General features: G+C 62.8%; 22 protein-coding genes. 10 read left to right on the plus strand and 12 right to left on the minus strand.

The window, feature by feature from the left end:
• From PE058_RS14260 to PE058_RS14275, 4 genes are read right to left on the minus strand one after another with little or no spacing between them, the layout of a single operon-like run.
• A complete protein-coding gene (locus PE058_RS14260) occupies nucleotides 1–741 on the minus strand; it encodes an ABC transporter ATP-binding protein (RefSeq protein WP_020086258.1) in 741 nt (246 codons plus the stop codon).
• Nucleotides 729–1517 (minus strand): ABC transporter permease, encoded by a 789-nt coding sequence (locus tag PE058_RS14265; protein WP_083929177.1) that lies wholly within the window; start codon nucleotides 1515–1517, stop codon nucleotides 729–731. Before PE058_RS14265 ends, PE058_RS14260 begins: the two co-directional genes overlap by 13 nt.
• Complete coding sequence (locus PE058_RS14270) at nucleotides 1504–2490, minus strand: ABC transporter substrate-binding protein (RefSeq protein WP_271028699.1); 987 nt, start codon at nucleotides 2488–2490, stop codon at nucleotides 1504–1506. The genes PE058_RS14265 and PE058_RS14270 overlap by 14 nt, the downstream gene beginning before the upstream one ends.
• Complete coding sequence (locus tag PE058_RS14275; protein ID WP_083929176.1) at nucleotides 2487–3020, minus strand: DUF3280 domain-containing protein; 534 nt, start codon at nucleotides 3018–3020, stop codon at nucleotides 2487–2489. The genes PE058_RS14270 and PE058_RS14275 overlap by 4 nt, the downstream gene beginning before the upstream one ends.
• A gap of 340 nt (nucleotides 3021–3360) precedes the next feature.
• Between PE058_RS14275 and PE058_RS14280 the strand changes: the two genes are divergently transcribed.
• The 6 genes from PE058_RS14280 (at nucleotide 3361) to PE058_RS14305 (ending at nucleotide 8639) form a co-directional block, all read left to right on the plus strand.
• A complete protein-coding gene (locus tag PE058_RS14280) occupies nucleotides 3361–4623 on the plus strand; it encodes an ABC transporter substrate-binding protein (protein ID WP_020086254.1) in 1263 nt (420 codons plus the stop codon).
• A 28-nt stretch (nucleotides 4624–4651) separates the two neighbouring features.
• Nucleotides 4652–5632 (plus strand): PQQ-dependent catabolism-associated beta-propeller protein, encoded by a 981-nt coding sequence (locus tag PE058_RS14285; protein WP_020086253.1) that lies wholly within the window; start codon nucleotides 4652–4654, stop codon nucleotides 5630–5632.
• A 139-nt stretch (nucleotides 5633–5771) separates the two neighbouring features.
• On the plus strand, nucleotides 5772–6206 hold the full coding sequence (locus PE058_RS14290; RefSeq protein ID WP_026868084.1) for a hypothetical protein: 435 nt from the start codon (nucleotides 5772–5774) through the stop codon (nucleotides 6204–6206).
• Nucleotides 6207–6229: 23 nt separating this feature from the next.
• Nucleotides 6230–7000 (plus strand): ABC transporter ATP-binding protein, encoded by a 771-nt coding sequence (locus PE058_RS14295; RefSeq protein WP_040498368.1) that lies wholly within the window; start codon nucleotides 6230–6232, stop codon nucleotides 6998–7000.
• Nucleotides 6997–7911, plus strand: a complete 915-nt coding sequence (locus PE058_RS14300) for an ABC transporter permease (RefSeq protein WP_020086250.1) — start codon at nucleotides 6997–6999, stop codon at nucleotides 7909–7911. Before PE058_RS14295 ends, PE058_RS14300 begins: the two co-directional genes overlap by 4 nt.
• Nucleotides 7912–7961: 50 nt before the next feature.
• Nucleotides 7962–8639 (plus strand): hypothetical protein, encoded by a 678-nt coding sequence (locus PE058_RS14305; protein WP_271028700.1) that lies wholly within the window; start codon nucleotides 7962–7964, stop codon nucleotides 8637–8639.
• Between the two features lie 28 nt (nucleotides 8640–8667).
• Here PE058_RS14305 and PE058_RS14310 read toward each other — a convergent pair whose 3' ends face one another.
• The 4 genes from PE058_RS14310 to PE058_RS14325 form a co-directional block, all read right to left on the minus strand.
• Entirely contained in the window at nucleotides 8668–9213 is a 546-nt protein-coding gene (locus tag PE058_RS14310; RefSeq protein WP_271028701.1) for a PQQ-dependent catabolism-associated CXXCW motif protein, read from the minus strand.
• 132 nt (nucleotides 9214–9345) lie between these two features.
• Nucleotides 9346–10215 (minus strand): substrate-binding domain-containing protein, encoded by an 870-nt coding sequence (locus tag PE058_RS14315; RefSeq protein WP_020086247.1) that lies wholly within the window; start codon nucleotides 10213–10215, stop codon nucleotides 9346–9348.
• A 49-nt stretch (nucleotides 10216–10264) separates the two neighbouring features.
• Entirely contained in the window at nucleotides 10265–10852 is a 588-nt protein-coding gene (locus PE058_RS14320; RefSeq protein WP_040498255.1) for a c-type cytochrome, methanol metabolism-related, read from the minus strand.
• A 221-nt stretch (nucleotides 10853–11073) separates the two neighbouring features.
• A complete protein-coding gene (locus tag PE058_RS14325) occupies nucleotides 11074–12891 on the minus strand; it encodes a PQQ-dependent dehydrogenase, methanol/ethanol family (RefSeq protein WP_271028702.1) in 1818 nt (605 codons plus the stop codon).
• A 618-nt stretch (nucleotides 12892–13509) separates the two neighbouring features.
• Between PE058_RS14325 and PE058_RS14330 the strand changes: the two genes are divergently transcribed.
• Nucleotides 13510–14439 (plus strand): quinoprotein relay system zinc metallohydrolase 2, encoded by a 930-nt coding sequence (locus PE058_RS14330; protein WP_271028703.1) that lies wholly within the window; start codon nucleotides 13510–13512, stop codon nucleotides 14437–14439.
• Nucleotides 14440–14491: 52 nt separating this feature from the next.
• Entirely contained in the window at nucleotides 14492–15316 is an 825-nt protein-coding gene (locus tag PE058_RS14335; protein ID WP_271028704.1) for a quinoprotein dehydrogenase-associated SoxYZ-like carrier, read from the plus strand.
• A gap of 77 nt (nucleotides 15317–15393) precedes the next feature.
• Here the strand turns inward: PE058_RS14335 and PE058_RS14340 are convergent, their stop codons facing one another.
• From PE058_RS14340 to PE058_RS14355, 4 genes are all read right to left on the minus strand, one after another.
• Nucleotides 15394–15780 (minus strand): hypothetical protein, encoded by a 387-nt coding sequence (locus PE058_RS14340; RefSeq protein WP_020086242.1) that lies wholly within the window; start codon nucleotides 15778–15780, stop codon nucleotides 15394–15396.
• The gene (locus tag PE058_RS14345) at nucleotides 15777–16457 is read right to left on the minus strand and encodes a hypothetical protein (RefSeq protein WP_020086241.1); all 681 of its coding nucleotides are present in this window, start codon (nucleotides 16455–16457) and stop codon (nucleotides 15777–15779) included. Before PE058_RS14345 ends, PE058_RS14340 begins: the two co-directional genes overlap by 4 nt.
• Before the next feature lie 170 nt (nucleotides 16458–16627).
• Nucleotides 16628–17644 (minus strand): YncE family protein, encoded by a 1017-nt coding sequence (locus PE058_RS14350; RefSeq protein ID WP_271028705.1) that lies wholly within the window; start codon nucleotides 17642–17644, stop codon nucleotides 16628–16630.
• A complete protein-coding gene (locus tag PE058_RS14355; RefSeq protein WP_026868079.1) occupies nucleotides 17644–18174 on the minus strand; it encodes an SRPBCC family protein in 531 nt (176 codons plus the stop codon). The genes PE058_RS14350 and PE058_RS14355 overlap by 1 nt, the downstream gene beginning before the upstream one ends.
• A gap of 183 nt (nucleotides 18175–18357) precedes the next feature.
• Between PE058_RS14355 and PE058_RS14360 the strand changes: the two genes are divergently transcribed.
• Nucleotides 18358–19659, plus strand: coding sequence for a hypothetical protein (locus PE058_RS14360; RefSeq protein ID WP_020086238.1), 1302 nt, complete (start codon nucleotides 18358–18360; stop codon nucleotides 19657–19659).
• A gap of 26 nt (nucleotides 19660–19685) precedes the next feature.
• The gene (locus PE058_RS14365; protein ID WP_020086237.1) at nucleotides 19686–21374 is read left to right on the plus strand and encodes a formylmethanofuran dehydrogenase subunit A; all 1689 of its coding nucleotides are present in this window, start codon (nucleotides 19686–19688) and stop codon (nucleotides 21372–21374) included.
• Nucleotides 21375–21376: the final 2 nt, after the last annotated feature.

Below are 21376 nucleotides of genomic sequence, written 5' to 3' on the forward strand. Positions count from 1 at the left end.
TCACGTCTCGCGAAAAATGCGTCTTTGCTCGGCCAGCACCTTGTCCCGATCGGTCCGCTCGGACGGGGAGAGGCGCACGGTCTCGTCTTGGACAATAGTCGCATTTGTACCGGACATGCGCAAGATACGGGTGCCCAGCATCACGGATTCGGCGCGGTCGTGGGTGACAAAGATCACCGTGGTCGGGCGCCGGTTCCAGAGGCCGATCAGAAGCTCGCGCAGCCCCTGGGCCGTGGGATCGTCGAGGGAGACGAACGGCTCGTCCATCAGCAGCACGTCCGGCTCGGTAATAAAGCCTCTGGCGAGCGCGGCGCGCCTTTGCATACCGAGCGAAAGGCGTTCCGGATACTGGGAGGAGAAGCCTTCGAGACCGACCTGGCGCAGCATGTCCTCGATGCGGCCGTGACGGGCGTCACCATCCGGAAGCGCGAGCGCGATGTTTTCGTAAACGGTGCGCCAGGGCAGAAGCCGGGGCGACTGGAAGATGTAGCCGAGCCTGGTGTCGGGGCCGCCCAGCGCCACCTCGCCCTCGTACTCGCTGTCGAGCCCGGCAATGATGTTGAGGAGGGTCGACTTTCCGCAGCCCGAAGGTCCTGTGAGCACCACGAACGAGCGCGGCTCTATGTCGATTGCGATGTCCTTCAGCACCGGCTGCTCTGCGCGCACGCCGGAGGCGGGATAGATCTTGCGTTTCACGCGGATTTTCAGCGCGCCTGCCGGCGTGTCGTTCAGCGGCGCCATCTGTTCACCCGTGCGGCGATCGGCTGAAGAATGCCGAACTCGATGAGCTGGACGAGAATGATGAAGGCCAAGGCGTAGGCCAGGATCATCGAGACGTCGAACATCTGAAAGTAGGTGCCGAGCTGAAAGCCCACACCGTTGGAGCGCCCGAGCAGCTCGACGACGAGCACGATCTTCCAGACGAGAGAAAGACCGGTGCGGGCGGAGGCGAGGAAGAACGGCGCCAGCTGCGGAAGCGTGACGTGGCGCAGCGTCTTCCAGCGGCCGAAGCGATACATGTGCGCCATCTCTGCGAGATCGCGCGACAGACTGCGCGCGCCTTCTCGCACCGTGACGGCGACGTTCGGAATCTTATTCACGGCGACTGCGGTGATAGCGGCCACTTCCGTGCGGCCGAACCAGACGTAACAGAGAATGATGATGACGAGCGCCGGCAGGTTCAGAAACAGAATGAGCCAGCTATCGAAGAAGCGGTCGGCCCGCGCGTTGCGCCCGAGAAAAATACCGATGCTGGAGCCGATCAACATCGCCACCGCGAAGGCGATGACCACACGATAGAGCGTGACGCCGATATGATAGAGCAGCTCGCCGCTCGCAAGCTCGCGCATCATTGCGGAGAACACCACCGTGGGCGTCGGCAAATGGCGATGCTGGATGATCAGCGCCATCACCTCCCAGAACAGGAGGAAGCCCGCAATGGAGCCGAGCCCCCATGCGACCCGCACGAGGAGAGACTGATCGGATCGTGCGCGGGAGGCTGTGTTAAGTCGCTGCATGGTGGAAAAGCTTGGGATCGAATTCAGTACCGCGGCCCATCAGCTCGGCATCGCCGGCCTCGACCAGAACCTGCATGAGCCTCTCGGCCGCCTTCAGCTCCTCCAGGCCCCAGGGCTTCGGAATTCCTGCACGATAGGACGCGATGATGGAGCGGAACTCGCCTTCGGATGCGGGCTTCACCAGCGGACGCAACGGCTCCCAGGCCGCATCGTCGGTCGCGAGCACGTCGTTGGCCTGCTGCACCGCCGAAAGAAGCTTCGTGATCTCGGCGCCGTGCGTCGCCTCGTAATCCTCCTTCCAGATAAAGCCAACGAGCGAGGGTACGGGATCGATGCCGAGATCCTTCATGATGTCGCTCACCGTGAGAAGCTGCTTGAAGCCGCTTCCGGTGAGACGCGCCGCGTAAGTCCAGAAATTCAGCACGGCGTCGATGCGGCCGGAGCGGATCTCCTCGGCCAGAAGAGGCGCGGCGCCGAACGACGGGTGCGCGTATTCTGCCATGTCGCGCCCGAGGCGCTTCTTCGAATAGGCCCTGAGAAGGAGCCAGCTCTTGTCGATGGCGGAGCCTGCAACGCCGAGCGCTTTGCCTTCGAGCCCCGAGATCCCGGAGATGTCGCTCTTCTCAGGGACGACGAGAGAGCCGAGAGCCGAGGAATAGGGAGAGAACTTGAGCTTCTCGCCGAGCGAGCGCTGGCGCATGGCCCAGGTCCAGTCGGAGACGATCACGTCGGCGCCGTCACCTAGAAGCGCGATGGGGCCGGCCTGGTTGGACGCGACGTCCACCACCTCGAACGACAGCCCCGCCTTCTTGTCCAACTCCAGAAGCTGGATCGTCTTGATGACCCAGGACAGCGATCCGTACTTGACGGAGGCGAGGCGCAAGGGATTGCCCGCAGCGAAGAGCGGCCACGGCGACACGGCGGCAACAAGGGCAACCCCCGTGCTGGCCAGAAGCCGGCGGCGATCGATCATCTGGGCTTTTCCTCTGCCAACAGTCGATTTTTCGTCAGCCACCGAACACCGTGCATCCACGCTTCGTCCGTATTGCCCTGAATGAGCACACTTGAATTGCTCACCAGCTTGCTTTTGGCAATGTCTACGATCGCGACAGTAAGGCTCAAGTGCGTTTCCGAGATCTTGTCGATGACGCCGGTCATGACGAGGTCCGCCTTGGACTTCGCCGCGATGTCGACCTCGCATCCGTTGCAGTTGTAGATCGGCTGCGCGGCGGTGATCTCGCTCGAGAGCGGCGCGATGTCTACGATCTCATAGCGCCCGCTCGCAGCCAGCAATTTCTGAAGCTCCGCGTGGGCTTGGTCCAGGCGCCGCTGCTCGTCAGGGCTGGGGCCGCGGGTTCCCAGGAAAAAATCGTCCTCGCTTCGCGGAAACGACATATCGATCGGGAAAATTGCCAACTTCTGGCCGGCCGCCGCGGCGCCGGAAAGCGCCACGCTCGTCACCATTGCCACCGCCAGCCAAGCCGCCACTCGACTTCGTGTCATCTCACCTTACCGTTCTCAACAAGCACGGAGTGCTTACACTATAACGTGCGTTTGATGACGACGGATTTGCAAGTGCTATGTCCCCGAGGCTGCCTTCACGGCGTGTAACAAAAGCGCGAGGGCCAAAGCCGGTGAGCTTGACAATTGGCAATACGATGCGATCTTCCCAGGGAACATGTTACAATATACCCGGCAATTCCGCATTGCCGGAGGGTCCGCCGGGAGGACAACCATGAACGTTTCAACTGGGCCGCGGCCACGGCCCGCCCGGTCTGTTTTCTGCCGCCCGCACCGCCCCTTCCTTAGGGGTTTACCCTTCCTTGCCGCTGCGGCGGTCGCCTTGCTGATCTCGCCGCTCGCCGGCTATGCCCAAGAGGGCGCGCCTGCGGCCTCACCTGCAGAGGCGCCCGCGCAATCGCCCGCGGCTGCGCCGGCCGAGGTACCCAAGGCGGATGCCGCCGCCGATCCCTCGGTGCTGAAGATCCGCATCCTGATGGCACGCGAGATCCGGGAGGACCGGCTTCCGCCGCTGTCGCTGCTCGACATCCCGCCCCCCGATGACGGAGTGGCCGGCGCGAAGCTCGCGATTGCCGACAACAACACGACCGGCCGCTTCCTCAAGCAGGAGTTCGCGCTCGATATCGTGCAATCGGCCTCGCCGGACGAGTTGGTCGCCGAGGTGAAGAAGCGCGTCGACGAGGGCATCGCCTACGTCGTGGCAGACGCTTCGGCGGAGACGCTGCTCGCGCTCGCCGACGCTCTCAAAGACAAGGATGCCGTCATTTTCAACGCATCCGAGCCGGACGAGCCGCTTCGCGAGGAGCAGTGCCGCATCAACATCAAGCACACGGCTCCATCGCGCTCGATGCTCGCGGACGCGCTCGGCCAATACATGGCGTGGAAACAGTGGCGCAAATGGCTGCTGGTCGTCGGCCCTACTCCCGAGGACAAGGCCTACGCGGAGGCAATCCGGCGGACCGCCAAGCGCTTCGGGCACAAGATCGTCGAGGAGCGGGAGTTCAAGTACGATCCCGGCAGCCGACGCTCCGACGGCGGGTTCGAACAAATTCAGCAGCAGATTCCTGGCTTTATGCAGGGCGCCCCCGAGCATGACGTTGTCGTCGTGGCGGACGAGGGCGAGCTGTTTGGCGACTATTTCCCCTATCGCACATGGCAGGCGCGTCCGGTGATCGGAACCGCCGGCCTGTTCGCCACCACGTGGCATCCGGCTGTCGAGCTCTGGGGCGGAACGCAGTTCCAGAACCGCTTCAAACGGCTCGCCGGACGGCAGATGCGGCCGCTCGACTACAACGTCTGGATGGCCGTGCGGTCGGTGGGCGAAGCGGCGACGCGACGGAAGACGGCAGACCCCAAGGACCTCATCGCCTACATGCGCTCGCCCGAATTCGAGCTTGCGGCCTTCAAGGGCCAGAAGCTCACCTACCGGGCTTGGAACGGGCAGCTTCGCCAGCCGATCCTGATCGCAACGGCCAAGATCCACGTAACAGTCTCGCCACAACCGGGCTTCCTGCATCAATTCACGGAGCTCGACACGCTGGGTGTCGATCAGCCGGAAACCAAGTGCACGGCCTTCAAGAAATAATGCGAGCGAACCACCAAGGAGCTTCGACGTGACAAGACAACGGAAAGGCCTCGTATTCGCGCTCGCCGCCTCGGCGCTGGCGTTCACGACCTCGAATGCGCTGGCCTACAAGGTGTTCGTCTCGAACGAGAAGGAAAACACCATCTCGGTGATCGACAGCGAGACGCTGCAGGTGGTGCACACGATCAAGACGGGCAACCGGCCGCGCGGCATCATTCTCGCCAACGAGGGCAAGTGGGTGATCGTGTGCGCGAGCGACGATCATAAGATGCAGGTGTTCGACACGAAGACCTTCGAATACGTCAAGGATCTTCCTTCGGGACCCGATCCCGAGCTGCCGATCCTTCACACCTCTGGAAACCCGCTCTACGTCTCCAACGAGGACGACAATCTCGTCACCGTCGTCGACGTGTTCAAAGGCACCATCATCACCGACGTGCCGGTGGGCGTGGAGCCGGAAGGCATGGGCATGAGCCCGGACGGAAAGGTGCTCGTCAACACCTCGGAAACCACCAACATGGCGCATTTCATCGATGCGCATACCTACAAGAACATCGACAACGTGCTGGTGGACAACCGTCCGCGCGTCGCCGAGTTCTCCTCCGACGGCAAGCAGGTGTGGGTCAGCGCCGAAATCGGCGGCACCGTGACCGTGATCGACGCGGAAACGCGAAAGGTCATCGGAAAGGTGAATTTCGAGATCCAGGGCATCACCAAGGATGCGATCCAGCCCGTCGGCGTGCGCATCACCAAGGACGGCAAGAAGGCCTTCGTGGCGCTCGGGCCGGCCAACCGCGTGGCCGTGGTGGATACGGCGACCCTCAAAGTCGAGAAGTATCTGCTCGTGGGACAGCGCGTCTGGAACCTCGGCTTCACGCCTGACGAGAAGCTGCTGTTCACGACCAACGGCACCTCGAACGACGTCTCGGTGATCGATGTCGAATCCCTCAAGGTGACTAAGTCAATCAAGGTCGGCCGCTATCCGTGGGGTGTCGTCGTCGCCCCGTAATGACGCGGCTCTTGCAAGGACCAGGGTTCGGCGCTCCCTCGTCCCTCCACCAACCGTCGCGGGCCAACTCGTGCCCGTCGACACGATGTGATCGTGCTTTCCCGCATCTCCGGAAGCACCTCAGATGGAGCGATCCGACATGGCGCGAAGACTTGCTTTTACGTTTGCCGCTCTTGCCGCAATTCCGCTTGCGACACACTCCGCCTCCGCCGAAGGCTACCTTGCAGGCAAGGCGGAGGCCCTTCCCGATCTCGAAATCGGCCTCGGAGATTCGGGGCTCGAGAAAAAGGGCGGGGACTATTCAATCGTGACGGGGAAAGGTTACTCGCTCAAGATCAAGTCGACTGGCAAGCACGAGTGCGCGATAGTCGCCCCGCAGTTTTTCGCAAACATTTACATCCGCAAGGTCGAGATCAACAAGGTCGAGGTCAAGCTCTCGGGACTGCACGAGATCGAGATGGAGGAAGAAGGCGAGGCCGAGCTATACTTCGTCGCCATCCGCCCCGGTGAATATACCTGGGCCTGCCGCGGCCTCGAAGCCAAGAACCTGACCGGGAAGTTCAGCATCAAGTGACGAGCAGCCAGACAGATCAGAACATGCCGGCAGCGTCCGGCGCGTCCGCTCCGGACGCGCTCGTCGTAAACGGCGTGAGCCATGCCTTCGGCGACAAAGTCGTCCTCGACAATGTCTCGCTCACGGTCCCGCGTGGCACGTTCGCCGTGCTCCTGGGCCTCAACGGCGCAGGCAAGTCGACGCTGTTCTCGCTGATCACGCGCCTCTACGACAACGTGTCTGGCGAGATCCGCATTCTCGGCCACGACGTTCGCAGGAAGCCGGGCGCCGCGCTGCAACGGCTTGGCGTCGTGTTCCAGTCGAAGACGCTCGACGCCGATCTCTCGCTGCAGCAGAACCTGCTCTATCACGCCGCGCTCCACGGCATCGGGCGATCGGAAGCCAAGCGCCGGGCCGTCGAGTCGCTGGAGACGGTCGGGCTTGCCGACCGGGCTCACGAGAAGGTGCGCAATCTTTCCGGCGGCCAGGCGCGGCGCGTAGAGATTGCCCGCTCGCTGATGCACCGCCCGGGATGCCTGCTGCTCGACGAGCCGACCGTCGGCCTCGATATCGGCTCGCGCGAGAGCGTGATCGGCATCGTGCGCGGCCTCGTGCAGAAGCAGGGGCTTGGCGTGCTCTGGGCCACGCACCTCATCGACGAGATCTCCGATACAGACCTCATTGTCGTGCTGCACAAAGGCAAAGTGCTGTTCACCGGGCGCCTGCCCGCATTTCTGGCCACAACGGGAGCCAATTCGGCCCGTGATGCGTTTCGCATTGTCACGGGCACCTCATCGACGGCGGAGGCCGCATGAACGTGAACATCGTGCGATCCGACGCCCCGCCGCAGGCGCAGGCTGTTCCTGATGTCGAGGCGCCGCGCCTCGGCCCCCTCGCCTATCTCGCCTGCTTCCGCGGAATCGTGTGGCGCGAGGTGCTGCGGTTCCTGCACCAGCGCGAGCGCTTCTTCTCCGCGCTTGTGCGGCCGCTCGTGTGGCTCTTCATCTTCGCGGCCGGGTTCCGGCAGGTGCTCGGCGTCTCGATCATTCCGCCTTACGAGTCCTACGTGCTCTACGAGACGTTCGTGACGCCCGGGCTCGTCGGCATGATCCTTCTGTTCAACGCCATGCAGTCGTCGCTCTCTATGGTGTACGACCGCGAGACGGGCGCCATGCGCACGCTTCTCGTCAGCCCGTTTCCGCGCTCGTTCCTGCTGCTCTCAAAACTCATCGGCGGCGTCGCGGTGGCGCTGCTGCAGGCCTATGCGTTCCTGGCGATCGCCTACTACTGGGAGATCGAGCCTCCCCTCATCGGCTATCTGACGGTGGCTCCGGCCCTCATCCTCGCGGGCCTGATGCTCGGCTCGCTGTCGCTCTTCATCTCATCCGTCATCAAGCAGCTCGAGAATTTCGCGGGCGTGATGAACTTCGTGATCTTTCCGATGTTCTTTGCGTCATCCGCGCTTTATCCGCTGTGGCGCATTCGCGAGAGCAGCCCCCTGCTCTACGAGATCTGCCGGGTCAATCCGTTCACCTACGCGGTGGAGCTGATCCGCTTTGCGCTTTACGGACAGATCGGCCCGCGCCTGGAGGACGGCTCGCTGGACCTTACGAATTTGTATGTCGTGATCGGCTACACCGTGTTCTTCCTTGGTGCGGCGGTCTATGCCTATAACCCATCGAAAGGGCTCATTGCCCGGCGTGGCGGTCCCGGCGGCGGGGGCTGAGACGCGACGAGATTTCGGCGAACCTGGTGACACACGAGAGACAATAAAAAATGACCAGACCCGCTTACTGCATGCGCGTGCCGTTCCTGATCGGAGCGCTCGCGCTCACCTCTTCCGCTTTCGCGGGCGCGCCCGAGACGACGATCCAGGGTGAGGCGGAGGCGGCGCCTCCCCCCATCAACATGAACGTCGACTGGCCCTGCGTTCAGCGCAAGATCGAGAGCCTCACCGCATCACAGATGTGGGACGGGCCTTCGGTCGATGGCGTGAAGGGGTGGTACAAAGACAAGGCCATCTCAGACCTGATCGAGCTTTTGTCGAGCCGTCGCGTTCCCGTCGAGGAGGGCGAGGCTGCCATTCAGAAATTCGCCGAGGCGCAGCCCGAGGACAAGCGCGACGCGCAGCTCACACTGCTGTTCGCCGGTCTGTTCGACAAGATCAACAGCCAGCGGCGCGGCGTTCTCTCCGGCATCGAGAAGTATCAGAAATCGCAGAAGGAGCGCGCGAAGGAGCTCGAGCGGCAAAGCACCGAGATCGCGCGCCTCGAAGGCGAGGCCGGCTCGAACGAGAGTGTCGCGCTCGATCAGGCACGCGAGCATTACAATTGGGCGCAGCGCATTTTCCAGGAGCGCCAGTCGAGCATCCCTCTCGCTTGCGAGCTTCCGGTGCTGATGGAGGAGCGGCTGTACGCGTTCACCCGCTCGATCCGCGGCTTGATGAAGAGCTGACGGCGGGGCCGGTTTCGCGGGATTTTCCCTAAGGAACCGGCGTTGCCTTCACGAGGTCGAAGCCTGCCTGCTGCCAGGCGTCGGTGCCTTCCGGAAACCAGATGACATTGGTGTAGCCGAGGCTCAGCGCGCGCTTGCCGGCGTTCCACGACATCCAGCAATCCTTGAGGCAGAAGAACACGACGGGCCGCGTCTGATCGTTGCCCGTCAGCTCTGCCAAGCGCGACTTGAAATAGACCTCGAAATCCGCCGAGAGAACGCCGTAGCCGACGTTGGGGAGCCAGTGCGCGCCGTCGATGGTCATGTGCGTAGGATCGCGCCAGACGGTGCCCTCAGGCAAATTCGGCGGCTTCGGCGCACGCGGAAAGACATCGACGAAGACGGTCTTGCCGTCCTTGATCAGGACCTCGGCCTCATCGGCGCCGATGACCCGCGCGCCTTTCAACGTCTTCGGCACCGGCGAGCGATACTCGTCGATGCGGTACGCTTCGGGCTCCGCAACCTCGCCTTCCCCGCCGTAGGAGGCTGCCGTCCCGAGCACCAGACAAAGAGAAAGCGCGGCGCCGGGAAGCATCCCGTAACATACCGCGCTCCAAAACTTCGATGTCGTGAAATCCGATAGCCGCACGCCGTGCTTCCGTTGCTTGCCCTCGCCGGAGCATGATCCTAGCAAACCGAGGCGGATCAAGCTCCGGAATTTTCGGCGTCAGTTGGTGCCTTTCTCGGGCTTACGCGGCTCGGTGATGAGCTTGTTGTCCTCGTCGATGATCGGCACGCCGTAATCGAGGAGGATCTTGTCGATGTCGCCCTGGCGCTTGGCGATCACGTTGTTGATCTCGTGCTTCCAGGCCGTTTCGCCCGAGCGCACACCCATCGTGATGCGGTATTCGAGCCGGGGGAGGCCCGGCTGCTTTTCCTCGAGCATGGGAGACACGTGCAGCTTCTCGCCGCCGTGGGCCGCGTACCAGCCCGCGTGGGGTCCCCACAAGACGCCGACATCGATCTCGCCGGACCGCACGTCGTTGGCCATGTCCTGCATGGGGTTCTGGTAGCGCGTATCAACGATGAAGAGATACGACTTGGCGTTCGGCATCAAGCCAGCCTTGGCCACGTAATCGCCTGCGGGAGCGCCGGCCTGAATGCCGACCTTCTTGCCCTTGAGCCTCGGGTCGAGGATGGACGTGATGCCTTCGAGTCCGGACCCGGGCTTCGTGATGAGCGCGTATGTGGTGCGATAATAGTGGTTCGTATTGAGCGTGAACTCGTCGGCCTGCACCGTACCCATGATGAGGTCGCAACGCTTCTCGGACAGCGTCTTGCGGACGAAGCCCAGACCTTGCGGGAACCACGTGTATTCGACCGAGGGACGCTTCAGCTCATCGGCGACGAGCTGGGCAATCTTGTTTTCAAAGCCCTCGCCCTTCTCGTCGGAATACGGAAGGTTGGCGGGCGTGGCGCAGACGCGGAGCACCTTTCGGTTCACCGCGTCCGCAAGATGGCCTTCGGCAGCCCCGGCGCCGCCAGGGGCGGCGAGGAGACTTCCGAGGATAAGAGCAAGTACGGCGCGCGTTCTCATGTCTTTTTCTCTCTCTTAGCAAGAGCAGCCGCCGAACTGCCGGCTGTCATCAGCCTCCGGTGCAGCTCTTCTCGTACTCCTGAGCCTCTTTCGGCTTCTCAGCACGCTGGTCGGCGCTCAAGCGGCCGCCCTGCAGCGCATCGGTCGAGCGAGCGCGGAGATACGTGTAAAGATCGTCGATGTAGCACATGACGTTCGGGTTATCGCCGAGCGCGGGCATGATGTATTTGGTGCCGGCGACGTCACGCTCCTGGCCGCTCGAGACGACCTGCAGGAACTTCTCGTAGGTCATGGTTTTGAGCGAGTCTTTCAAGGCCGGAGCGAAGGTCGAGCCTTCTGCGTTCGGGCCGTGGCAGACGTGGCACTCGGCGTGATAGCGGCGCCAGCCGGAGTAGGTGTACCAGTCGACCTGGATCACGTGGTCGGTGTTGGCAGGATCGCGCTTGACGTCATAGGTCGGCGTACCGTCGGGGAGAACCCACTTGCCGTCTACAAGCTTCTTGCCTTCCTGAAACTGTTTCTCGAAAGCCGGATCCGGGACGGGAGCCTTATCGTCGTTTGCAACCGCTGGGCTTACCGAGAGAGCCGCAAGGCTCAAGCCTGCGGCAACAACCAAACCAAAACCAATCCTGTCCACGCGCGTCCCCTTGTTCGTTGAAGTTCTGCCATATCCTCCGACCCGGGAAAAAACAACTCTCAAACCGGGAATATGGACCTCACAAAATGGTGCTTCATCCTAGCTCAATCTTCAAAATTTGGTGACGTTCCCCAGTCACGCAAGCTTTTTCGAAGATTACTTTCCAGCAACAAACCGGCGCGGGTTTCCCCGCGCCGGTCCGGTTTTCCTAACGACCCTGATTAGGGAAGCGAGTAGACCGTCAGCGTACCGCCGAGATCGGTGTACGACTTCAGGCCAGCGTAGTTACCGACTGCACCGAGGCCGTCCGTCGGCTTGTCGAGGCCAGCGGCGAGACCGATGCCGGCCCAGCCACCAACGCCCGAGTAGAGGCCGATGTACTGCTTGCCCTTGTGAGCGTAGGTGAAGACGTTACCGATCGAGCCGGAGGGCAGACGGTGCTTGAACAGCTCCGCGCCATCCTTCTGATCGCGGCACTTCACGTAACCCTCGAGGGTACCGTGGCAGGCAATGCCGCCAGCGGTCGTGAGCACGCCCGACCAAACCGAGAAGGGCTCGTCGATAGCCTTCACGATCTTGCCTTCGGATGCATCCCAGATGGTGAACTTGCCGGTGTTCGTCTGACCCTCAGGCGGGAACATCGACAGCGTCGCGCCAACGTACGGCTGGCCAGGCGTGTACGAAACCTTGAAGGGCTCGTAGTCCATGCAGACGTTGTTGGTCGGGATGTAGAAGTGGCCCGTCAGAGGCGAGTAGGCGGCCGGCTGCTGGTCCTTGAAGCCAAGCGCTGCAGGGCAGACGTTCTTGGTGTTCACGTCGGGACCGTTGAGGAACGTCGACTTCGAAGCGACGACGGTCGGACGACCGTAGTTGGGCTTCGACTTGTCGAGCTCAACGCCCGTCGACCAGTTGAGGGCCGTGTTGTAGGGCTCAGCAACGAGCGGCTCACCCGTCAGACGGTCAACCGTGTAGCCGAAGCCGTTACGGTCGAAGTGGACGAGAACCTTGCGGTCCGCACCCTTGACCTTCAGATCGGCGAGGATCGACTCGTTGACGCCGTCGTAGTCCCACTCATCGAACGGGGTCATCTGGTAAGCCCAGGCGGCCACGCCGGTGTCGGGGTTACGGGCGAACAGAGTCATCGACCACTTCTGGTCGATCTGCTTGCCGTCCGGTCCAGCGCGCTGAGCCGGGTTCCAGGTCGAGGGGTTGCCCGTGCCGTAGTAGAAGAGGTTGGCTTCCGTGTCATACGACGCGTAGCCCCACGTGGAGCCGCCACCGATCTTCCACTGGTCGCCGGTCCAGGTCTTCAGAGAGGAGTCCTTGCCGACCGGCTTGCCGAGCGACATGGTCTTCTCCGGGTCGACGAGGATGTCGGCGTCCGGACCCATGGAGTAAGCGCGCCATGCACGCTTGCCGTCCTTGAGGTTGTAGGCGGTGACGTGGCAGCGAACGCCGAACTCGGCGCCCGAAGTGCCCATGATCACCTTGTCATTGACGATCAGGAGGAAGCCCGTGTGGGTCTCGCCCTTCTTGGGATCGCCGTTGACAGCCTTCCACTTCTCCTTACCGGTCGCGGTGTCGAGCGCGACGAGCGTGGTGTCGGCCTGGCCGAGGATCAGCGTGTCGCCTGCCACCTGAACGCCACGGTTAACCGTGTCGCAGCACATGACGGGGATGACCGACGGATCCTGCTTCGGAGAGTACTTCCAGAGGATCTTGTTGTCGTTGTCGAGGTCGAGAGCGAATACGTTGTTCGGGAATGCCGAATGGACGTACATGCGGTTGCCGATCACGATCGGCGAGCCCTCGTGACCGCGAAGAACGCCGGTCGAGAACTGCCAGGCAACCTTGAGATCCTTGACGTTCGACGTGTTGACCTGGTCGAGCTCAGAGTAACGCCATCCGGCGTAGTTACCCTGCTGCAGCGCCCAGTTATTCGGATCTGCCGACGCCTTCTTGACGTCCTCGTTCGCCAGACCCGGCGAACTCAGAGCGACAGTGGCGAGCAGCCCGCATGCGAGTGCACTTCTGCGCATCGCGCTTCCTCCTTAAAGTTCTTGCCACGCTTGCAAGCGGCAGCGAACGACAGCGTGTCACAGCCCAGTTTACGGTTTATCGGGATTTTTTCCCTTGTTGTTCCGCTGGCTTACGAATGTTGGCTCCCGCACTGAGGAGCCCTCTGAAGCCATCGCTACCGTGGCATCGTTTTAGACACTTTCTCGTGAGGTCCGCAAGACAATCCGTGAGACCATTTTTCTTGCAACACCGATAGGACAAGCATTCTGACCCATTTTTTGGGCCGTTTTATCGATGTTTTTTGCGCTGCGGCAGAAAATGGTGCGTCGCACGCCTAGATTTTCCCCGCGCAAGATGGCCCGTTGACCTATTGACTTAAGATATTTTATGTGAATAATTTTTGCCCTCAATTTCATGAAAAATGCCATTTTCTCCCTTGTAAAGCGTTGAGTTTTGGGTATTTTTTCCTGAGCTAACTGAGACAAATGCCCGCGCGTCTGGTGCGCCCGCGGCAACCCGTCCAGCCGCTCTCTGGACCCCACGGCAAGCCATTTTCTTCAATGGGTTGAGCTCTGATGCCCCCGTCCCCTTCGGCTGATTTCGACCGCCGCACCCTGCTTCGGGCAGTCCCGGGCCTCTTGACGCTTTTTGCATCCTCTGTCAGCGCCGCTTGGCGTCCGGCGTTTGCGGACACGCGATCGGAGGTCTCTCCGGGGTCATTCGTCGCCGAAATCGCGCCCGGGGCTTATGCTCACAGAGGTCAGATTGCGCTCTACGCGCCTGCCAACGAGGGCGACATCTCGAACGCCGGCTTCATCGTCGGGCGGGAGGCCGTGGCGGTGATCGACACCGGCGGCAGCGCCCGTATCGGGGCCCGTCTTCACCAGGCCATCCGCTCGATCACGCCGCTGCCGATCCGCTACGTCATCAACACGCACATGCATCCGGACCACGTGTTCGGAAACGCGGCTTTCGAAGCCGATCAGCCGGCCTTCGTCGGCCATCACAAGCTTGCTCGCGGCCTCAGCGCACGGGCGGATCGGTACCTCTCGATCAACAAGGAAGCGCTTGGCGAGGAGGCTTTCGCCGGCACCAAGATCGTGCTTCCCACGCTCGCGATCAGCACGCCGACCGTGCTCGATCTCGGAGGGCGCGAGATCCTGCTCGAGCCGCAGAAGACCGCACATACGGACAACGATCTCATCGTGCGCGACCGCCAGACCGGCACGGTTTTTCTCGGCGATCTCCTGTTTTCAGAGCACGCGCCGACGCTCGATGGCTCGATTTTGGGCTGGATGGCGGTACTCGACACGCTCACCAAGGAGCCGATCCAGCGCGTCGTTCCGGGGCACGGAGGCCCGTCGATGCCGTGGCCGGATGCGGCGGCGCCGCTTCGTCACTATCTACAGGTCATCGCCGACGAGATCCGCGCGATGATCAAGGCCAATCGCACCCTCTCGGAGGCAACCGAAAGCGTCGGACTTTCCGAGAAGAGTGCGTGGAGCCTGTTCGAAGACTATCATGTCCGCAACGTCTCTGCGGCTTTCGCCGAACTCGAGTGGGAGTAGTCCCGCTCAACAAGAAGCAAGGCGCACCAAGCGCCAAAACGGAGGACGTACAATGGTTCACCGCGCTTTCACGACACGTCTCAGCAGTCTCAAGGTGCTCGTTGCCGCGGCACTCGTCGTTGCGGGCGGCTGGACCGGCGCCCTCGCCGCAGACGAGGAAGACATCTGGCCGGCACTTCAGAAGGACCTCTTCGGCGCGCGCGAAGCGGTGGAAGACACCAGCGCCGTCACGCTCGAGGCGCCTTACCGGGCGGAGGATGCCGCTCTCGTTCCGCTTACGGTTCGCCTCCCCGCGGCAACGGCCGCGACGGCCAAGAAACTGATGCTCGTGATCGACAAGAACCCGGCTCCGCTGGTCGCCGATTTCACGTTCGGGCCTGCTGCGGGTGCGGGCGAGCGCGTGCTCGAAACGCGTGTGCGCATCGACATGTATTCGAACGTTCGAGCCATCGTCGAAACCAACGACGGCAAGCTTCTGATGGCAACGAAGTTCGTGAAGGCCGCGGGCGGATGCTCCGCGCCAGCTCTCAAGGACACCGACGCAGTGCTCGCGGAAGCCGGCAAAATGCAGATCAAGGTGCTCGCCAACACCGCAGACGGGCAGCGTGAAGGGCAGCTCAAAATCCGCCATCCGCAGTACTCGGGCCTGCAGCTCAACCAGGCGACCGGATACTACATTCCCGCGAAATTCCTGCGTGTGATCGAGGTGCAGCGCGGCGGCGAGCGCGTGTTCCGCATGGAAGGCGGCATCTCGCTTTCAGAGGATCCGAACATCCGCTTCACGTACGCTCCGGGCGGCGACGAAACACTGGTTGTTACGGCCGAGGACACCGACGGGCGCACCTTCAAGGGACAGGCGGGGCCGAAAGGCTCCTGATTGCGCGCATAGGCTCTGCGATCAAAAAAAGGGCGCCTCGAAGGGCGCCCTTTTTCATTCCGGTACGCGAGACCCGATCAGAAGCAGCGGATCTCACCCTCGACCTGCGCACGCTTCAGGTTCTTGATCTTCTCGAGCATGGCGGGCGCGTACATATAGGCCACGCTCTCGCCGCCGCGCTGGCGCACCGACATGATGGTCTCGGCCTCCTCGTATTCCTTGTAAGGAAGCGCGGAGGCAATCACGTCGATGGAGCAGGCGCACTTCTCGAGGATGTCGCGGCCCTGCCCGTTGACCATCATGCAGCCGTAGACGTAGTCGGCGCGGGCGAATGTCGGATAGTCGTTGACGAGGCTGCTGCTCGTCGTCTTCTCTGCGCATTCCTCGCCGATAGCGACGGCACCCGCCGCCACGATGCCGACGGTCGCAGCCGCGAGCGCAAGAGCGAACTTTCTCATCGTCATTTCTGCTCTCCCATTCCGACGACCTTGATCTGCTCGTCAAGCTTGGGGCCGGCCGCCTCGGTGCTGATGTAGCTCGCCTGGAGGTCGACAAAATAGCCGGGCACCTGCTCGCTGACGATCACGGTGAACCGCGAGTTCTCGAAGCCTTGCATCTTCTTGGCGTTGGCGTCGTCGGCGTAGGGTGCGATGGTGATCTTGTAGGCATCGACGGACTTTCCGTCGAAGTCATACTTGATCTCCTCGACCTTGGCCTTGTCGCGGAACGCTTCGCGGAACCTCGCCTTCAAGTACATCTGGTTGCCGCCCGCCAGCGTGTTGAAGGTGGCGACGGCGCGGTCGAGATACCAGATGAAGAGCGGGTTGATGGTGAGCTCAGGCCAGTTCTGCGGATCGCGGGCGTTCTCGCCCGTGAAAACGCGGAACACGACATCCCGGCTGCCCTTGTCATCCACCTTCGCGACGCCAAGACGAATGTCGTCCGCGTAGTTCTTGCCGACCAGGCGCTCGTCGGAGCCGCTCCTTTCGAAGCGGTAGGTGACCTCGCGGCCCTTTTCGATGAGATCGAGCTGGCGGGTCTCGAAGAGAATGTCCACTGCCTTGTGCTCTCCGGCAGCGAGCGTGACGGACGGCAGCAACGTCAGGCAGAGAAGCGCCGACACGCGAACGAAATTCAACATGGTCCCGTTTTCCTCCTTTTGGGCGCCATTCTGGCAGCATTCTTGGGAGTTCTTCTAACGCCGGCAGCCACATCCCGGCAATCTTCCCGAACATGAAATCTCGGAAAGGCTGTCTTTTCGGGCGGCCTGGAGGCGCCTGCCCGAGGTTCGGGCAGCCCGTCCAAACGGGGCTATCTCAGGAACAAGCCGAAGGCGCGGGGACCGTCCCCGACCGGAATCCGGGCCGTTACCTCCAGAGTTGCCGTATCAATCCGTTCGAGCGTGTTGGACTCCCAACAAGCGACGTAGACCGCCGCACCGCTCGGGTCGGCCTCGATGCCTTCCGGGTAGTCTCCGACCTCGATGGTCTTGAGGACGGCCAGCGTCTCGAGATCGAATACGGTGACCGTGGAGCCGTACTGGTCGGTCACGAACCCGCGTCCCCCGGCCAGGGCGACCGCGTAGGGGCGGCGGCCGACCTTGACCGTGCCGACGACCTTGCCGGCCACGAGATCCACCACGCTGACGTTGTCACTTCCCACATTTGCGGTGTAGGCCCGCTTGCCCTCGCGATCCACGGTGACGCCGAAGGGGCGCTCGCCGACGGTCACGTGTCCTGTCCGGGTGAAGGTCTCCGCGTCGATCAGGGATATCTCGTTGCTGTCGCGATCGGCCGTCACGATGCGCGCGCCATCCGCGGTGACGGCGACGCCCGATGGCGACTGCCCCACCTCGACGCTCGCCTTGATCTTTCCGGCCGCGGGATCGACGGCGTAAAGCTTGTGCTCGTACCAGTCTGCGACGAACACGCGATCGCCCGCGGGATGGACGGCGATGCCGAGAGGCCCCTGCCCGACGGGCACGCGCCGCACGAGCGTGCGCGCATCGGCATCGACGACGACGAGTTCCTTGCTGTCTGGAGAGGTGAGGTAGGCGAAACGCCCATCGGGCGACATGGCAACGCCCGCCGGCTTACCTCCGATATGAATTGCCGGGGCCGCCTTCTCGGCCGCGAGGTCGACCACCGAGAGCAGATCGCCCGTCTGGTTGGTGACGAAAGCCTCTCGGGCCTTGACCGGGTCAGCGGCCGCGCCGGCCGCTTGGGTGATCTGCATCAGCGCCGTTACGAGAGCGGCGATAACCAGACGCCGGGCAGGACCCGGCGTCTGGCTCGTTTCGTCGCTTGCTCCGCTCCGGCTGGCCGGCATCAGCCGCCTTCCAGCTTCTTCTTGAGCCCGGCAAGGCCGCCCTGGAACACGCCGGTGATGGCCTTAACAGCGGCCTCGTCGTTGAGCTCCGGCGGCGGGTCGTTGTTCACGTAACCGCGGTAGAATGCGCTCTTCCACTCCACCTTCGACTTGTCGCCATCGGGCGTGACGGTGAGATGCGCGGCGTAGTTCGAAACCGGCAGAACCTTCGTGTCGACCTCGGTGATCTCGTAAGAGAGCGTCTTGCCTTCGGCGCTGTATTTTGTGAGCTTCTCGAAGATCTGCCCGCCACCATCGAGCGTCAGGGTCCGAGTCGCGCCGACATCGTTGCCGCCCTTGCCCTCGGTCTTTTTGACAGCCGGATGCCAGCTCATGTCCTGAAAGTTGCCGACGACGGCCCAGACCTTGTCCGCGGGCGCGTTGATCTCGATCTGCTCGACGACTTTCTGTCGCGAGGGTCCGTGCGCCATTGCAGCTAGCGGCATGAGGCTTACAAGTGCCAGGAATGAAGCAAACAATCTAACCATCAGCAGTCCTCCGGGATTCCGTCTTGGGCTGGCGATCGCGCGCCGGCGCCGGACAATAGGGAAGAGAATGATCCTACGCAATCGATGCGCGCATTCGCCACCCCGCAACGCAGCATTTTCCGATGTTGTTTTGAGCGGCCGTCCATGCTTTTGTTCCGCGCCAAATCAAATCACGAGACCTCAACAATGACGAATTGGACCCAAGCCAAGGGCCCGGGCGACAGCCCGAAGTCCAACGCGATTACGGACGTCGCTTGCCCCTTCTGTGGTCTCGTCTGTGACGATCTCGAGATGGTACGCGACGAGACCGGCTTAAAGGTGGCGAAGAACGGCTGCGAAAAGGCCGTCGCCGGCTTCGAGCGCAAAGTCGACGGTGCACGTCCCCAGGTCGACGGTCGGGATGTCGATATCGAGACCGCGATCCGGGCGGCAACCGACCTGATCCGCAAATCCTCGCTGCCGCTATACGGCGGTCTCGGAACCGACGTGGATGGCATCCGCGCGGTGATGGCGCTGGCCGACAAGTCCGGCGGCGTCGTCGATCACGCCCTCTCCGAGGGCCAGTACCGGAACTTCCGGGTGCTCCAGACGACCGGCTGGATCATGACGACGCTCACCGAGACGCGGAACCGCGCCGACGTCATCATCGTCGTGGGAAGCGACATCCAGAAGCTTCACCCGCGCTTCTTCGAGCGCATCGTCAACGTGGAGCAGTCGCTGCTCACGGAAACGCCGGCCAAGCGCACGGTCTACTTCATCGGCAAGGGGCTCGATCAGTCGGGCGTGAAGGGTCCGCGCATCGGCGAGGTCATCACGCTTCCCTGCGAGCTCGAGCGCATCGACGAGGTCGTATCCGCACTCGCTGCCGAGATCAAAGGCACCCCAGTCGGCGCCGACAGCGTCGCAGGTGTGCCGACTGCGGATATCCGCGCGCTCTCCGAGCGCTGCAAGGCTTCCGCTTATCCCGTGTTCGTCTGGGCTCCGCCGAGCCTCGCGTTCCCCAACGCCGACCTCGTCGTCAACACCGTCTCGGACCTCGTCAAGGATCTCAACGTCAAGGGCCGTGCGGCGGGCCTCGCGCTCGGCGGCAACGAGGGCGCGATCTCGGCCGGCGCCGTCTGCTCGTGGCAGAGCGGCTATCCGCTTCGCGTGAGCTTCTCGAGCGGCAAGCCCGACTACGATTTCACGCGCTATGCGATCCCGAAGATGCTGGCCGGCGGCGAAGGCGATCTTCTGGTGTGGCTCGCCTCGTTCACGCCGGATCTCGGCCCCCCGCCCGCGAGCATCCCGACCATCGTGCTCGGCACACCCGGCATCAAGCTCAACGGCACACCGGCCGTGTACATTCCCATCGGCACGCCCGGCGTGGACCATGGCGGGCGCATCATCCGCGTGGACAACGTCGTTTCGCTGCCGCTGCGCGACCTCGGCCGTTCGAGCCTGCCCAAGGCTGCGGACGTTCTCGCAGCCATCGAACTCGCCCTTTAGACATCCCGCCTCGAGGACCTAAAAAGATGCTTATCAAGTTCACCGGCGGAACCGTGTACGACCCCGCGAACGGGGTCAACGGCGAGGTCCGGGACATCTACGCCCGCGACGGACGCATCGTCGCCGCTCCGCCGCCCGGCACCAAGATCGACCAGGAGTATTCGCTCCAGGGCCGCACGGTGATGGCTGGCGCCATCGATCCGCACAGCCATATCGGCGGCGGCAAGGTCACCATCGGGCGCATGCTGCTCCCCGAGGATCATCAGGGCCACGAAGTCGCGCGCACGGATCTCACGCGCTCCGGCTGCGGCCATGCGGTTCCCTCGACGATGACCACGGGCTACCGCTACGCGGAAATGGGGTACACGGCGGCGTTCGAGCCCGCGATGCTGCCCGCCAACGCGCGCCAGGCGCACCTCGAGATGGGCGACACGCCCATGATCGACAAAGGCGCGTTCGTGATGCTCGGCAACGACGACTTCTTCCTGCGCTCGCTCGCGCAGAAGAAGGACTTCTCGTTCATCAAGGACTATATCGCTTTCACGATGCACGCGGCGCAGGCGCTGGCAGTCAAGATCGTGAACCCGGGCGGCATCAGCGCCTTCAAGTTCAACCAGCGCCAGCTCGACCTCGACGAGCGTCACCAGTTCTACGGCCTCACCCCGCGCGACATCATCCTCACGCTGGCGCGCGGCATGAAGGAGCTCGGCGTTCCCCATCCCATTCACATCCACGGCTGCAACCTCGGTGTTCCGGGCAGCATGCACTCCACGCTGGCGACGATCCGGGCCGCGGAAGGTCTGCCGCTCCACCTCACGCATATCCAGTTCCACAGCTACGGCACGGAAGGGGATATGAAGTTCTCGTCGGGCGCGCCGCAGATCGCGGAGCTTCTGAACCAGCACAGCAACGTCTCCATCGACATCGGCCAGATCATGTTCGGCCAGACGTGCACCGCATCCGGCGACAGCATGCGCCAGTACGGCAACACGAAGTCTGCCGACCCCAAGAAGTGGGTGGTGATGGACATCGAGTGCGACAATGGCTGCGGCGTCGTGCCGATGACCTATCGCGACAAGAGCTACGTCAACGCGCTGCAGTGGGCGATCGGCCTCGAGCTGTTCCTCCTCGTCAACGACCCGTGGCGCATCTTCCTCACGACGGACCATCCGAACGGCGCGCCGTTCTACTACTATCCGCACCTCATCCGGCTTTTGATGGACCGCACCTTCCGCAACGAGATGCTGGAGAAGCTGCATCCGGGCGCACAGGCGGCGACCATCCTCAAGTCGCTCGACCGCGAATACTCGCTCTACGAGATCGCGATCATGACGCGCGCGGGTCCGGCGCGGAGCCTCGGCTTGCGGGACCGCGGACACCTGGGCGCCGGCGCCACCGCCGACATCACGGTGTACGAGGACCTCGCCGACCGCGAGGCCATGTTCAAGACGCCGCTGTTCGTGTTCAAGAACGGTGAGCTGATCGTGCGCAACGGACAGGTTGTAAAGGTCGTGGCGGGCGCCACCCACGTGGCGCGGCCCGAGTACGACCGCGCCATCGAGAAGCCGCTGCGTGAGTATTTCGAACGCTATCATACCGTGAAGCTCGACAACTTCCGTCTTTCCGACCAGGAGATCGTCGACAGCAACTGCGGCCATACCGGTGGGGAATGCGGCTGCGTCATCGTTCAGCCGTGCGGACCGAGGACCTCCTGACA

The organism is Hyphomicrobium sp. DMF-1, from assembly GCF_027886585.1.
Taxonomy (GTDB): domain Bacteria; phylum Pseudomonadota; class Alphaproteobacteria; order Rhizobiales; family Hyphomicrobiaceae; genus Hyphomicrobium_C; species Hyphomicrobium_C zavarzinii.

What these genes read in the sequence shown, in the direction of transcription:
- PE058_RS14260 (WP_020086258.1), bottom strand. Translation starts at nt 741, where the DNA reads ATGGCGCCGCTGAACGACACGCCGGCAGGCGCGCTGAAAATCCGCGTG.
- PE058_RS14265 (WP_083929177.1), bottom strand. Translation starts at nt 1,517, where the DNA reads ATGCAGCGACTTAACACAGCCTCCCGCGCACGATCCGATCAGTCTCTC.
- PE058_RS14270 (WP_271028699.1), bottom strand. Translation starts at nt 2,490, where the DNA reads ATGATCGATCGCCGCCGGCTTCTGGCCAGCACGGGGGTTGCCCTTGTT.
- PE058_RS14275 (WP_083929176.1), bottom strand. Translation starts at nt 3,020, where the DNA reads ATGACACGAAGTCGAGTGGCGGCTTGGCTGGCGGTGGCAATGGTGACG.
- PE058_RS14290 (WP_026868084.1), top strand. Translation starts at nt 5,772, where the DNA reads ATGGCGCGAAGACTTGCTTTTACGTTTGCCGCTCTTGCCGCAATTCCG.
- PE058_RS14295 (WP_040498368.1), top strand. Translation starts at nt 6,230, where the DNA reads ATGCCGGCAGCGTCCGGCGCGTCCGCTCCGGACGCGCTCGTCGTAAAC.
- PE058_RS14300 (WP_020086250.1), top strand. Translation starts at nt 6,997, where the DNA reads ATGAACGTGAACATCGTGCGATCCGACGCCCCGCCGCAGGCGCAGGCT.
- PE058_RS14305 (WP_271028700.1), top strand. Translation starts at nt 7,962, where the DNA reads ATGACCAGACCCGCTTACTGCATGCGCGTGCCGTTCCTGATCGGAGCG.
- PE058_RS14310 (WP_271028701.1), bottom strand. Translation starts at nt 9,213, where the DNA reads ATGCTTCCCGGCGCCGCGCTTTCTCTTTGTCTGGTGCTCGGGACGGCA.
- PE058_RS14315 (WP_020086247.1), bottom strand. Translation starts at nt 10,215, where the DNA reads ATGAGAACGCGCGCCGTACTTGCTCTTATCCTCGGAAGTCTCCTCGCC.
- PE058_RS14325 (WP_271028702.1), bottom strand. Translation starts at nt 12,891, where the DNA reads ATGCGCAGAAGTGCACTCGCATGCGGGCTGCTCGCCACTGTCGCTCTG.
- PE058_RS14335 (WP_271028704.1), top strand. Translation starts at nt 14,492, where the DNA reads ATGGTTCACCGCGCTTTCACGACACGTCTCAGCAGTCTCAAGGTGCTC.
- PE058_RS14340 (WP_020086242.1), bottom strand. Translation starts at nt 15,780, where the DNA reads ATGACGATGAGAAAGTTCGCTCTTGCGCTCGCGGCTGCGACCGTCGGC.
- PE058_RS14345 (WP_020086241.1), bottom strand. Translation starts at nt 16,457, where the DNA reads ATGTTGAATTTCGTTCGCGTGTCGGCGCTTCTCTGCCTGACGTTGCTG.
- PE058_RS14350 (WP_271028705.1), bottom strand. Translation starts at nt 17,644, where the DNA reads ATGCCGGCCAGCCGGAGCGGAGCAAGCGACGAAACGAGCCAGACGCCG.
- PE058_RS14360 (WP_020086238.1), top strand. Translation starts at nt 18,358, where the DNA reads ATGACGAATTGGACCCAAGCCAAGGGCCCGGGCGACAGCCCGAAGTCC.
- PE058_RS14365 (WP_020086237.1), top strand. Translation starts at nt 19,686, where the DNA reads ATGCTTATCAAGTTCACCGGCGGAACCGTGTACGACCCCGCGAACGGG.